Here is a 13,956-nt window from a genome sequence, read left to right on the forward strand (position 1 = left end):
ATTACAATTTCACCGAGTCTATTGTTGAGACAGTGCCCAAATCGTTACGCCTTTCGTGCGGGTCGGAACTTACCCGACAAGGAATTTCGCTACCTTAGGACCGTTATAGTTACGGCCGCCGTTTACTGGGGCTTAAGTTCACTGCTTCGATTGCTCTAACAGATCCCCTTAACCTTCCAGCACCGGGCAGGCGTCAGCTCCTATACATCGTCTTGCGACTTAGCAGAAACCTGTGTTTTTGGTAAACAGTCGCTTGGGCCTATTCTCTGCGGCCTGTCATAGACAGGCACCCCTTCTCCCTAAGTTACGGGGTCATTTTGCCGAGTTCCTTAACAATAGTTCTCTCGCTGGCCTTAGGATACTCTCCTCACCCACCTGTGTCGGTTTACGGTACGGGCGCCTTTAAACTCGATAGAAGCTTTTCTTGACAGTGTGAAATCAGCTACTTCGCCCCGAAGGGCTTCCCCATCACATCCTAGCATTGTCTAAACGGATTTGCCTATTTAGACTGCCTCAATGCTTAGCCGTACATAACCAACAGTACGGTTAGCTTATCCTACTGTGTCACTCCATCTCTCAAACGCTTATTGGCGGTACAGGAATATCAACCTGTTGTCCATCACCTACGCCTTTCGGCCTCGGCTTAGGTCCCGACTAACCCAGGGCGGACGAACCTTCCCCTGGAAACCTTGGGTTTACGGCCCGTGGGATTCTCACCCACGTCTCGCTACTCATGCCAACATTCTCACTCGTATACTGTCCACATGTCCTTACGGTCATGCTTCAGCCTGCATACGAAGCTCCCCTACCCATCATAATTGATGCCGTAGCTTCGGTAGTACGTTTTAGCCCCGGAAATTTTCGGCGCAGGATCACTCGACCAGTGAGCTATTACGCACTCTTTAAATGAGTGGCTGCTTCTAAGCCAACATCCTGGTTGTCTGTGCAATCCCACATCCTTTACCACTTAACGTACATTTAGGGACCTTAGCTGACGATCTGGGCTGTTGCCCTTTTGACTATGAATCTTATCACCCACAGTCTGACTCCCAAGTAAAAGAAAACGGCATTCGGAGTTTGATAGTCTTCGGTAAGTGCAATACCCCCTAGGACATTCAGTGCTCTACCTCCGTTTCTCTACGCTTGAGGCTAGCCCTAAAGCTATTTCGGGGAGAACCAGCTATCTCCGGGCTCGATTGGAATTTCACCGCTATCCACAAGTCATCCCCGAGCTTTTCAACGCTCGTGGGTTCGGTCCTCCACGAAATTTTACTTTCGCTTCAACCTGCTCATGGATAGGTCGCCCGGTTTCGGGTCTACGCCAAGTAACTTAATCGCCCATTTAAGACTCGCTTTCGCTACGGCTCCACACCTTAAGTGCTTAACCTTGCTACTTAACGTAACTCGTTGGCCCGTTCTACAAAAAGTACGCGGTCACACAAGTAATGTGCTCCCACAGCTTGTAAGTACAGGGTTTCAGGTTCTATTTCACTCCCCTCCCGGGGTTCTTTTCACCTTTCCCTCACGGTACTATGCGCTATCGGTCACTAGGTAGTATTTAGGCTTGGAGGATGGTCCCTCCTGCTTCCCACAGGGTTTCACGTGTCCCGTGGTACTCTGGATCATATCTAAAGAATTATCGTTTTAACTACGTGGCTATTACACTTTATAGCGGAGCTTTCCAACTCTCTTCATCTACGATGACCTCTTCGTTAATGACATGTCCGCAACCCCAACGAAGTAAACTTCATTGGTTTGGCCTGTTCCGCGTTCGCTCGCCGCTACTTACGGAATCGAATTTCTTTCTCTTCCTCCGGGTACTTAGATGTTTCAGTTCCCCGGGTTCCCCTCGCTAAGCTATGTATTCACTTAACGATACTTAGACATTACTCTAAGTGAGTTTCCTCATTCGGAAATCTTCGGATCAAAGTTTACGTGCAACTCCCCGAAGCTTATCGCAGCTTATCACGTCCTTCATCGGCTCCTAGTGCCAAGGCATCCGCCCTGCACCCTTAATAACTTGACCAGTTATTAGAGTTGTAATTTTAAAGACTTTTCTTGTCTATATATGTTTAAAATGATGTCATATCACTAAATGTTATGCAGTTTTCAAGGTACTAACATTGAGGAATGAACCCTCAAAATTAAACAGTAGGTAATTCTCCTTAGAAAGGAGGTGATCCAGCCGCACCTTCCGATACGGCTACCTTGTTACGACTTCACCCCAGTTATTGATTTCACCTTCGACACTCGCTTCCCAAAAGGGTTAGCTAAGTGGCTTCGGGCGCCCCCAACTTCCGTGGTGTGACGGGCGGTGTGTACAAGACCCGGGAACGCATTCACCGCAGCATTCTGATCTGCGATTACTAGTAACTCCAGCTTCATGTAGGCGAGTTTCAGCCTACAATCCGAACTGAGAATGGCTTTAAGGGATTAGCTCCGCCTCACGACTTGGCTGCCCTCTGTACCACCCATTGTAGCACGTGTGTAGCCCTAAGCATAAGGGGCATGATGATTTGACGTCATCCCCACCTTCCTCCAGGTTATCCCTGGCAGTCCCTCTAGAGTGCCCAACTTAATGCTGGCAACTAAAGGCAAGGGTTGCGCTCGTTGCGGGACTTAACCCAACATCTCACGACACGAGCTGACGACAACCATGCACCACCTGTCACTTCTGTCCCCGAAGGGAAAGATGCTATTAGGCATCGGTCAAAAGGATGTCAAGCTTAGGTAAGGTTCTTCGCGTTGCTTCGAATTAAACCACATGCTCCGCTACTTGTGCGGGTCCCCGTCAATTCCTTTGAGTTTCACTCTTGCGAGCGTACTTCCCAGGCGGAGTACTTAATGCGTTAGCTGCGCCACCGAAGGGGGTAACCTCCGACAGCTAGTACTCATCGTTTACGGCGTGGACTACCAGGGTATCTAATCCTGTTTGCTCCCCACGCTTTCGTGCCTCAGTGTCAGTTACAGTCCAGAGAGCCGCCTTCGCAACTGGTGTTCCTCCTAATATCTACGCATTTCACCGCTACACTAGGAATTCCACTCTCCTCTCCTGCACTCAAGTTTCCCAGTTTCAAAGGCTTACTACGGTTGAGCCGTAGCCTTTCACCTCTGACTTAAGAAACCACCTACGCACCCTTTACGCCCAGTAATTCCGGATAACGCTAGCCCCCTACGTATTACCGCGGCTGCTGGCACGTAGTTAGCCGGGGCTTCCTCCTCAAGTACCGTCATTATCTTCCTTGAGGACAGAGCTTTACGACCCGAAGGCCTTCATCGCTCACGCGGCGTTGCTGCATCAGGCTTTCGCCCATTGTGCAATATTCCCCACTGCTGCCTCCCGTAGGAGTTTGGACCGTGTCTCAGTTCCAATGTGGCCGATCACCCTCTCAGGTCGGCTACTGATCGTCGCCTTGGTAAGCCGTTACCTTACCAACTAGCTAATCAGACGCGGGTCCATCCTGTACCGCAAAAGCTTTGATACTTCTACCATGCGATAAAAGTATTTTATCTCGTATTAGCATACCTTTCGGTATGTTATCCGTGTGTACAGGGCAGGTTACCCACGCGTTACTCACCCGTCCGCCGCTCTTTACCGAAGTAAATCGCTCGACTTGCATGTGTTAGGCACGCCGCCAGCGTTCATCCTGAGCCAGGATCAAACTCTCAAAATAAATTCTTCGAATTTATATCGCCAACGTTATATCTTCGCTACCGCTTCAGATACATCCGTTGCTCAAATAAAAGTTGTTACCTGCTCAGACTAATCATTATCTGAATATCTGGCTTGGTTTGTTTAGTTTCAATTCTATAAATTAACCTACTGTTTAATTTTCAAAGTTCATTTTCACAACTTCTTAAGTTTACCAAAGTTGTCTTTCTTTGTCAACCTATTTTTTTAAGTTGTTTTTTCTTTCGTGTTCGCCCTTTTCTTAAGGACAAGTATAACTATACCATCTCATTTTTATATCGTCAACACTTTTTTATAAACTTTTTTTATTTTTTATTAATTAAAATTCATTTTGCAAAATTTTAAGTTCTTCTAAAGTTAGATTTACCAATCTGTTGAGTACTTTTTTTCTTTCATAAATATTTTTGTAATTTTTTATAACTTTTTGTCTGATTTCTCCTAATATATTTATGTATTCCTCATAACTATCATCATATTTTTCTTCTAATTCTTTTTTTATCTTTGATGACAATGAAGGACTTTTTCCTCCTGTAGATATACTAATGAGTAAATCTCCTCTTTTTACATAAGAAGGTACTGTATAATTTGATAGTTCTATATCATCTACCACGTTAACTAGTTTGCCAAAACTCCTACAATATATACCTATATTTTTATTTATTTCTTTATTATTCGTTGCTGCTACTACTATAAAACTATCTTTTATATATTCTTCTTTATATACATCATAAACTAACTCAACATCATTTTTAATTAGCTCAAAATTATCAATAAATTCTGGAGAAACAACTCTAATACTTTTTCCAAATTCTAAAAAATTTTTACATTTTCTATAAGCTACATCTCCTCCACCAATTATAGTTATTTTCATATCTTTTATTTCTAAGTTAATCGGATATAACATTATTGACCATTCCTCTTTCCTTATATTAAAAAGTGATGCCTTATAATAAAACATTTTAATTTACATTAAGGCATCACATTATATAATCAATACTATTTTTTATCTCTTATCATTTTTGCTAAGTCCTTAGCAAAATAAGTTATTATTATATCTGCTCCTGCTCTTTTTATAGATAAAATAGATTCATATATAGCGCCTTCACTTAATATGCCATTCTTAACTGCTGACTTAAGCATAGCATATTCACCACTAACATTATAAGCAGCTAAAGGTAAATTATAATTATCTTTTACCCTTCTTATTACATCTAAATATGATAATGCAGGCTTAACCATTAATATATCTGCACCTTCTAATACATCAAGTTCTGCTTCTATTAATGCTTCATTAGTGTTTGCCGGATCCATTTGATATGCTTTTCTATCTCCAAATGATGGTGCTGAATTTGCAGCTTCTCTAAATGGTCCATAGAATGTAGATGCATATTTCACACTATAAGACATTATCGGTATATGTACAAATCCAGCTTTATCTAAAGCTTCTCTTATAACCTTTACCCTTCCGTCCATCATATCTGAAGGTGCAACCATATCTGCACCTGCTTTTACATGACTTACAGCTATTTGTGCTAAACACTCTAGTGTTTTATCATTATCTACATACCCACCTTCAGTTAGTATCCCACAATGTCCATGACTAGTATATTCACACATACACACATCCGTAACTACATTCATATCTGGGTCTATTTCTTTTATTTTTTTAACAGCCCTTTGAATTATTCCATTCTCATTATATGCTTCACTACCACAAGCATCCTTCTCATGGTCATATGGTATCCCAAACAGTATAATATGTTCTATTCCTAAATCCTTTATTTCTTTTATCTCTTCCTCTAACATATCTAGTGAGAAGTGATATACATCTGGTAAAGATGATATTTCTCGTTTTATGTTTTCACCTTCTACTATAAATAAAGGATAAATTAAATCTTCAATATTTAATTTAGTTTCTCTAACTAAATTTCTAGTAGCACTATTTACTCTTAATCTTCTAGGTCTTCTTAACATTTATTTTTCCTCCATAAAAAATTTATTTCGCTTGAGTACCGTGTCGGCGAAGCACTTCATTTCACCAACAATATTCTTTTTTTCATTAGAGTAAATCCATTACTCAAAGGAGTTTTGAATTAAAAATTATAAACAGCATGCATATTTTTTATATAATCCCTTATAATTATATAAAATGTATAAATCTCAATAATATATTGAGATTTATACATTTTATCATACCTATTTATCATTCATTATAGAATTAATAATTCCATCTATAGTTGAAACTTCAGCTTCATTATAAACATTTATATTTAAACTTTTAGCAGTTTGTGTAGTTATAGGTCCTATAGATATAACTTTTAATTCATTTAGCTTATCTATATTTTCTTTCCCTATTATATCTACAAAATTTGTAACCGTAGATGAACTTGCAAATGTAATGTAATCTACTTCTCCTGAATTTAATATATCTAATACTTCATCTTTTTTACTATCATCTAGTACTGTTTCATATATGTGAACTTCTTTAACCGCACATATTTCATTAATTTTATTAACTAAAAAGTCTCTAGCATTTTTTGCTCTAGGTATTAAAACTTTATCAGAATCTTTTAATATATCCTTTAATTCTTCAAATAGATATTCTGCAACGAATTTTTCTGGAATGATATCTGCCTTTATTCCTCTATTTTTTATTTCTTTAGCAGTAGCGGATCCTATAGCACAAACTTTTAAATTTGCTAACACTCTACTATCAAGGTCCATCTCATCTAGCTTATCAAAGAATATATCAACAGCATTTTTACTTGTTAATATTAAGTATGTATAGTCTTTTATATTTTTTATTTCATTTTCTAAAGCTATATTATTTTCTATTTTTTCTATCTTTATAGTCGGTACTTCTATCGGATTTCCACCTAAATCAGATATTTTTGATACTAAAGAACTGCTTTGAGTTCTCGATCTTGTTACTATTACATTTTTCCCAAATAGAGGCTTACTTTCAAAGAAGTTTAATTTATCTCTTAATTCAACTACATCTCCGACAGCTATAAGAGTTGGTGGCTTCACATTCTCCCTTACTGCAGTTTCGTATACATTTTCTAATGTAGAAGTTATAACTCTTTGATTAGATCTTGTTGCCCAACTTATAAGTGCAACTGGTGTATCTTTTGATTTTCCTTCTTTTATTAAATTAGAACTAATTTTTTGAAGGTTAGCTACCCCCATTAAGAATACTAATGTACCATTCATATTAGCTAATGCATTCCAGTTTATTTCTGGATTTTCTTTGTCATCATCTCTTAAATGACCTGTTATAACATGGAAAGAAGATGCATAATCTCTATGAGTTATAGGTATACCTGCATAACATAATCCACCTATTGCTGAAGTTATGCCTGGTACAACTTCAAACTCTATACCTTCTTCTTTTAAAAGTTCTCCTTCTTCTCCACCTCTGCCAAATACATAAGGATCTCCTCCCTTAAGTCTTGTTACTATTTTACCTTCTTTAGCCTTATCAGCTATAACTCTATTTATATCTTCTTGAGGAAGAGTGTGGTTACTTGATGCTTTACCTACATATATAAACTCACAGTTTTCCTTAGCTTCTTTTAGATAGTTTTTATTTGCTAATCTATCATAAACTATAACGTCTGCTTTTTTTATGCACTCTAGTCCTTTTAAAGTTAATAATTTATAATCTCCTGGTCCTGCCCCTACTAAGTAAACTTTACCCTTCATAATCTTCATACTCCTTTGAAATCAGTTTAGCTAATTGTAGTCCTATCTCACGAGCTTCTGATGCTTTTCCACTTATAGTTTTTATGATTAAGTTATTCCCTTCTTCATCACCATATAAACCGGTTAGACTTACATTTTCTCCATCAACATCACAATAAGCACCTATAGGAATATGACAACTTCCGTTTATTCCATCTAAAAATCCTCTTTCAGCTGCAACTTGGATTTCAGTTTCCATATCTTGTAGTGAATTTATTATTTCTTCTATATCTTTACTATTTTCTCTAATTTCTATAGCTAAAGCTCCCTGTGCTGGTGCAGGAATCATTATATCTTTAGGTATATAGTAACTTATTTTATCCTCAAGTCCTGCTCTTAAAAGTCCTGATGCAGCTAGAACTATACCATCTAAGTTTTCATCTACTATTTTTTTAATTCTAGTATCAACATTACCTCTTATAGGAACTATATTTAAGTCAGGTCTATACTTTAATAGTTGATATTTTCTTCTTTTACTTCCTGTTGCAACTTTTGCCCCATTAGGTAAATCATTTATACTAGAATACCCCTTCTTTAGTACAAGTACATCTCTTGCATCTTCTCTTTTAGGGATACTTGCAAATTTTAATCCTTCAGGTAAAGTTGATGGCATGTCCTTCATACTATGAACAGCCATATCTATCTGACCATCAATTAGTTGTTGTTCTATCTCTTTTACAAATAACCCTTTATCCCCTATTTTATCTAAACTAACATTTTGTATTAAGTCACCTTTAGTTTTTATAATCTTAGTTTCAAATTCAACTTCAGGATGTTTTTCTTTAAGTTTGTTTATAACCCAATTAGTTTGAGTTACTGCTAACTTACTCCCTCTAGTTCCAACTATTATTTTCATAACTTCATCTCCTTTAGAGGTTACTATTAACTATCCTACTTTAACCTCTTTTTTAACTTCTTTATTTACTAGTATAGTTGAAAAGTAAGATATTTTCTCTTCTAAATTTATCTATCTTAAGTTAGTATATACTTTCTATCTCCCTTGAGGTGATTTACTTACTAATATAAAATTCTCTATAATGTCATTCTTTTCTAAATTACCTATTATTTCTTATATATATCTATCTAAACTTTATAACGTTTCTACCACTTTTATTATTAATAATTATCACCAGCTACTGCATCTATTCCATAAAATTTTCACATCTAAAATTTCATTTTGATTAATTAACATATATCTTCTAGTTATTTTAAATTTACTATACAACTTTGTGCATGTCTCATAAATTTATTTTGGATATAAGGATTCTCACCTAATCCTTGTAAGTGTATTTTTACCTCAAATCCATGACTTTTAAATATACTCTTCCAAGAATATTCTCCATCTCCTGCCATGTCATTTATTACATGATTCCCTGCTACTAGCATAAATGGCATTAAATTTACTGTTTTTATGTTATTTACTTGTAACCTTCTTATAAGAAATTCTATTTCTGGATAGCCTTCGAATGTTCCTACATATGCATTTATACCAGAATCCCTTAACACATATTCTAAAGTTGTATATGCCGAGTGCGACTCATGAAATGTTCCATGCCCCATAAATACAACAACCTCTTGAGACTCCATTTTTGGTATTTGATTTTCTATAGCTTCTACTATTTCCTTGTAGTCTTCTATATATGTCAATAATGGCCTACCTAGTATTATCTTTTCAAACCTATCTTTATAACTCTCAACTTGTTCTTTTAGCTTGTTGAATTCTTTTCCACATATTATATGAAGTGTTTGAACTATAACTTCTTGATATCCTTCTTTATATAATCTATCTAATGCTTCTACTGGATTTTCTATGTGTAAACCATCTCTATTTTTTAATTTTCTTATTATCATATTAGAAGTAAAGGCTCTAAAAAAGTCATATTCTTTTAATCCTTCTTTTATTTTATTTTCACAAGCTTCTATAGTTTTTTCTCGAGTTTCTTTATAACTTGTCCCAAAACTCACTACTAAAACTGCTTTTTTCATGCTAGATCCACCTTGCCTAAATTTATAATAATTTTTCTAATTCATATTTAGATTATGATGCTCTTACAAATTCAACTGAAACACCTACAATAGCATCTAAACTTAATTCTTTTTAATCCATCACTTCCATTATTTTGTATAAATATGTTGGCACATTAACAAATGAAAATAATTTTCTTCCACTAAACATCTAATTTTTTGTTTATCAAACTTAAATCCATGCTTGTTCCGCCCTAATTCCACCATCGATTATATTTGATGTGTACATTTTTTTGTAAACTGAATCAAGACCTACATTTCTTAATAACTCTATTAACCTAGTGTCATCCATAGATTTGTCTATTAATATACCTACAACCGTTCCGCTATGAGCAACGTTAACTCCATAAGCACCATAATTTTTAGATATCTCTATTATTTTCTCTAAGCCTTCCTTTTTATGTATACTTTCATTAGCTAAACTGCTAAAAATACTCGCTTTTCCAATTTTATGCATATCATTGCTCTTTATTCCTTCTTCTAAAAGGCTAAAAGATATTTTTATAATTTCTTTATTTTGAGCCTTTATTTTTTTATAATTTGGAGCTTTTCTAATCCTCATGGTATTTAAAGTTCTATTGGGCTCTAATATCACTACTCTTAAATCCTTAACATGACCTAAATGCCTTATTACTTCACCATTTAAAGGATTAAAAATACTATTTTTTTCTATATATATAGAGTCTGTTGGCTCTATAGTAGACGCTAGCTTTGATATTTCTTCACTACTTAATTCTTTTTTTATTAATCGTAATGTTGCTCCTATTGTTGCTCCTATATCAGCAGTAGAACTTGCCATACCTTTACCAACAGGTATTTTACTTCTTATTTTTAAAGATATATTCTTACTCTCTTCAACAGGTATGTTAAACTTTTTAAATACTGCTTCTATAGCTTTTCTAGACTTTAACGGTCCAAGATTTATATTATTCAACTTTTCCTCAACCTCAGCAGTAGAGTATAAATCCACTGCATATGAGCAGAGATATTCTGCTCTATCCATTACACCTTGAACAAATTCGCCGCAAGATGCTGGACAAATTCCATAATATTTCATATTAATCACCCAATAGTTTTTTCATATGTCTTATAAGAAGTTCATTTTCTTTATGAGACTTTATCGCTATCCTTATATATCTATCATCTAATCCGATAAAATTCGAAGCATCTCTTATAAGAATATTTCCTTCTCTTAACAATTCAACTTTTATTTCCTTTGCCCTTTTGTCATTAAGTCTAATTAATATAAAATTTGTATCTGTATCATATACGTGTATGCTATTTATAGATTTTAGCTCTGATAACATAAAGTTACGTTCATCTATATAATACTCTTTACTATCCTCTATATATTTCTGATCTTTAAATATATAGTTAGATAAAGTATCTGCAAAAGAATTTATTGTCCAAGGTTCTTTATAGTTATATATTTTTTCTATTATGTCATTATTGCTTGTTAGGCCATATCCAAGTCTTATTCCTGGAAGGCCAAAAAATTTTGTAACAGCTTTAAGTATAAATAAATTTGGATACTTCTCTACATATTTAACTAAGCTATATTTCTCTTCTTCTTCAACAAATTCCATAAAAGTTTCATCTACTATTAATAACTTATTATTATCTACTATAATATCTAAAAGTTTTTCTAAGTTTTTAACCTTCCCATTTGGGTTATTAGGATTGCATACGAATAAACTATCAAATTTATTAATATTTTCTTTTATATTATTTAAATCTATTTCAAACTCATTACTTTCATCTAAATTTAAATTTATTACATCTAAATTGTTAAGTCTTGCACTTCTTTCATATTCAGAAAATGTAGGATTTAATATAGCAATCCTTTTATCTATACTTTTCATAAGCAAGTAAATTATTTCAGTTGCTCCATTTCCAGGTATTATAAATTCTGGTCTTACATCTATATACTGAGATATATTATTTCTTAGATTTGTATATTTAATATCTGGATAGCTTCTACTTTCTTGTAATCCTTCTAATATATATTCCTCTAGTCCTTGAATTACGTTTGGGTTTATATTAGAACTAAAATCAATTATATCTTTAGGGTTTTTGTTATACATTCTTGCCATTGGTTCTACATTAGCACCATGTCCTAAGTCTTTCATATATGCCCCCTTAGTATAAAAATTTGAAAATTATAGTAAATACAACTATCGATGTTATTGATGTTGCATACATTATTTTATTTGTTTTTACTATGTCATCAACTTCTATCTCTCTATGCTTATCTCCTATAGTTGGTTTGTATACTGCTTTTCCAAAGTATATATTTATTCCACCTAATTGAATTCCTAATGCTCCAGCAACTGCTCCTTCTGGATAAGCACAGTTTGGACTCTTATGATTTTTTCTATCTCTTATAGATATTTTTAATGCATCTTTATAGTTATATTTCAATATAAAGCTTCCTATTGCCATTAATATAGATGATATTCTAGCTGGTATAAAGTTTGCTATATCATCAATTTTAGCTGATGCAAATCCCAGGTCCTTATATTTATCATTTTTATATCCTACTGTAGAATCTAAAGTATTTATTGCTTTATATGCCATCGCTAATGGTGCTCCGCCTATGAAAGCATAAAACATAGGTGCTATAATTCCATCTACAGTATTTTCTGCTACTGTTTCTACAGTTGCCCTTATTATCTCGCCTTCATCTAAATGTGTTGTATCTCTTCCAACTATATAAGATACTTGAACTCTTGCTTTTTCTATATCTTTAGTTTTTAATAATTCATATATTTTTACTGCTTCATCTTTTAAGCATTTAGTAGCTAGTGTTGTATAAATCAAGAATGAGTTTGCTATTAAAAAACCGCCTGGAATCAAGCTACTTAATTTAACTATTAAATATGTAACAAGATAAGTTACTCCAACTGTAATAAACCATAGAATAAATCCACCTATTTTTAATGCTTTATCATTCTTTGCTACTTTTCTTATTTGATCTTCAGTTATTTTTATTAATTTTCCAATAAATCTAACAGGGTGAGGAAAAGAATATGGATCTCCTATAATCAGGTCGATTATATAACCTATATAAATAGATAGTATATTCATATTAATTCTCTTCCTTTACTAATAATTTCTCTTTATTTAAGTCATTTTTGTGCTTACCCAAAAACTTCTCTATGCAATTTAAGTTGTTATAGAAATGAGTATGTAAATATGTAGCTAGTGTATTTCCTTTGCTATATCCACCTTCCCACTCATCAACAATTTTTTTATCTCTTTCCTTCTTCATTATATAAGCACATTCTTCTTCACTCTCAAATACAGAATGGTGGAATTCATGTCCTTTTATTACTTCTCCTACATTTGATAAGATTGTATCTTCTTTGGCAATTCCGTAGCAATATCCAAACCTTCTTAAAGATTTTGTCATTTTACTAATTCCTTTTAAAATTCCAACCATATCGTATTCGTTTTCATTTTGGTCTACAAGTTTTTCACCTAAATACATTAGCCCACCACATTCAGCATATATTGGAATGTTTTTTTCATGAGCGTTTCTTATAGATTCCCTCATAGATTTGTTTAGCTCTATTTCTTTTGCAAATATCTCAGGGAATCCTCCACCAATATATATATAATCAGATATAGGTACTTCTTTATCATTTAATGGACTAAAATATTTTATATTTAATCCTAAATCTTCAAGAAGCTCTATGTTTTCTCTATAATAGAAGTTAAAACCTTTATCATAAGCTATAGCTATAGTCTTATTTTCTAATTTATTTTTTTCTATAAAGTCTCTTATATCAAATTCACTTTCAACTTCTTCAGTTTCTGAAATTTCTATTATCCTATCTATATCTATGTACTTTTCTATTTCATCTGCTAAGTTACTGAATTTCGTCTTTAAAGATTCTATTTCAACACTTGGTACTAATCCTAAGTGTCTTGACTCTAATGAAAATTCATTATTTGGTGGGAAGTATCCTAAAACTTCTATATTACAATATGTTTCTATAGCTTTTTTTATTATTTCATAGTGTGATTTAGTTTTTACGTTATTAACTATTACACCTTTTATATCAACATTCTTATCAAGCTCTTTGTATCCAAGTACCATAGCTGCGCTAGATGCTGCCATAGCTTTTCCATTTATAACAAGTATAACTGGAGCCTTTAAAAGTTTTGATGTATAAGAACTTGTGCAATTATCTAAATCGATTCCAATACCATCATATAGACCCATAACACCTTCAACTACTGATATATCTGCATCTTTAGATGCATCATTAAATACATACTTTATCTTTTCATCATCTAACATATATGAATCTAAGTTTCTAGAATGTCTTCCTGTTATAAAAGTGTGATATGAAGGATCTATATAGTCTGGTCCAACCTTATATGGCTGAACTTTCATATTTCTTTTAGTAAGAGCTTGCATTATTCCTAGTGAGATAGTGGTTTTACCTACACCACTATTCGTCCCTGCTATTAAAATCTTTTTCATAAGC

At 34.1% G+C, this 13,956-nt stretch carries 9 protein-coding genes and 2 rRNA genes (1 of these 11 only partly in view); all 11 read right to left on the reverse strand.

Annotation, left to right across the window (positions count from 1 at the left end; all coding sequences use genetic code 11):
* Positions 1 to 2,026, reverse strand: a 23S ribosomal RNA gene (locus CRIB_RS10635); it reaches 64 nt to the left of the window's first position.
* A gap of 143 nt (positions 2,027 to 2,169) precedes the next feature.
* Positions 2,170 to 3,674 (reverse strand): 16S ribosomal RNA (locus CRIB_RS10640).
* Together the 16S and 23S rRNA genes form the textbook arrangement of a ribosomal RNA operon.
* A gap of 336 nt (positions 3,675 to 4,010) precedes the next feature.
* On the reverse strand, positions 4,011 to 4,595 hold the full coding sequence (locus CRIB_RS10645; protein WP_180702343.1) for a precorrin-2 dehydrogenase/sirohydrochlorin ferrochelatase family protein: 585 nt from the start codon (positions 4,593 to 4,595) through the stop codon (positions 4,011 to 4,013).
* A 92-nt stretch (positions 4,596 to 4,687) separates the two neighbouring features.
* Positions 4,688 to 5,665, reverse strand: coding sequence for a porphobilinogen synthase (hemB, locus tag CRIB_RS10650; RefSeq protein ID WP_180702344.1), 978 nt, complete (start codon positions 5,663 to 5,665; stop codon positions 4,688 to 4,690).
* 222 nt (positions 5,666 to 5,887) lie between these two features.
* A complete protein-coding gene (gene cobA / locus CRIB_RS10655) occupies positions 5,888 to 7,396 on the reverse strand; it encodes a uroporphyrinogen-III C-methyltransferase (RefSeq protein WP_180702345.1) in 1,509 nt (502 codons plus the stop codon).
* Positions 7,386 to 8,291: a hydroxymethylbilane synthase gene (gene hemC, locus CRIB_RS10660; RefSeq protein ID WP_180702346.1), complete on the reverse strand. Its 906-nt coding sequence runs from the start codon at positions 8,289 to 8,291 to the stop codon at positions 7,386 to 7,388. The genes cobA and hemC overlap by 11 nt, the downstream gene beginning before the upstream one ends.
* Positions 8,292 to 8,638: 347 nt before the next feature.
* Positions 8,639 to 9,421: a sirohydrochlorin cobaltochelatase gene (locus CRIB_RS10665; RefSeq protein ID WP_180702347.1), complete on the reverse strand. Its 783-nt coding sequence runs from the start codon at positions 9,419 to 9,421 to the stop codon at positions 8,639 to 8,641.
* A 211-nt stretch (positions 9,422 to 9,632) separates the two neighbouring features.
* A complete protein-coding gene (locus tag CRIB_RS10670; protein ID WP_180702348.1) occupies positions 9,633 to 10,517 on the reverse strand; it encodes a GHMP family kinase ATP-binding protein in 885 nt (294 codons plus the stop codon).
* A 1-nt stretch (position 10,518) separates the two neighbouring features.
* Positions 10,519 to 11,589, reverse strand: coding sequence for a pyridoxal phosphate-dependent aminotransferase (locus tag CRIB_RS10675; RefSeq protein WP_180702349.1), 1,071 nt, complete (start codon positions 11,587 to 11,589; stop codon positions 10,519 to 10,521).
* A gap of 10 nt (positions 11,590 to 11,599) precedes the next feature.
* The gene (gene cbiB, locus CRIB_RS10680; RefSeq protein ID WP_180702350.1) at positions 11,600 to 12,547 is read right to left on the reverse strand and encodes an adenosylcobinamide-phosphate synthase CbiB; all 948 of its coding nucleotides are present in this window, start codon (positions 12,545 to 12,547) and stop codon (positions 11,600 to 11,602) included.
* A 1-nt stretch (position 12,548) separates the two neighbouring features.
* Complete coding sequence (locus CRIB_RS10685; protein ID WP_180702351.1) at positions 12,549 to 13,952, reverse strand: cobyrinate a,c-diamide synthase; 1,404 nt, start codon at positions 13,950 to 13,952, stop codon at positions 12,549 to 12,551.
* Positions 13,953 to 13,956: the final 4 nt, after the last annotated feature.

The organism is Romboutsia ilealis, from assembly GCF_900015215.1.
In the GTDB taxonomy this organism is placed as follows: Bacteria; Bacillota; Clostridia; order Peptostreptococcales; family Peptostreptococcaceae; genus Romboutsia; species Romboutsia ilealis.

What these genes read in the sequence shown, in the direction of transcription:
- CRIB_RS10645 (WP_180702343.1), bottom strand. Translation starts at nt 4,595, where the DNA reads ATGTTATATCCGATTAACTTAGAAATAAAAGATATGAAAATAACTATA.
- hemB (WP_180702344.1), bottom strand. Translation starts at nt 5,665, where the DNA reads ATGTTAAGAAGACCTAGAAGATTAAGAGTAAATAGTGCTACTAGAAAT.
- cobA (WP_180702345.1), bottom strand. Translation starts at nt 7,396, where the DNA reads ATGAAGGGTAAAGTTTACTTAGTAGGGGCAGGACCAGGAGATTATAAA.
- hemC (WP_180702346.1), bottom strand. Translation starts at nt 8,291, where the DNA reads ATGAAAATAATAGTTGGAACTAGAGGGAGTAAGTTAGCAGTAACTCAA.
- CRIB_RS10665 (WP_180702347.1), bottom strand. Translation starts at nt 9,421, where the DNA reads ATGAAAAAAGCAGTTTTAGTAGTGAGTTTTGGGACAAGTTATAAAGAA.
- CRIB_RS10670 (WP_180702348.1), bottom strand. Translation starts at nt 10,517, where the DNA reads ATGAAATATTATGGAATTTGTCCAGCATCTTGCGGCGAATTTGTTCAA.
- CRIB_RS10675 (WP_180702349.1), bottom strand. Translation starts at nt 11,589, where the DNA reads ATGAAAGACTTAGGACATGGTGCTAATGTAGAACCAATGGCAAGAATG.
- cbiB (WP_180702350.1), bottom strand. Translation starts at nt 12,547, where the DNA reads ATGAATATACTATCTATTTATATAGGTTATATAATCGACCTGATTATA.
- CRIB_RS10685 (WP_180702351.1), bottom strand. Translation starts at nt 13,952, where the DNA reads ATGAAAAAGATTTTAATAGCAGGGACGAATAGTGGTGTAGGTAAAACC.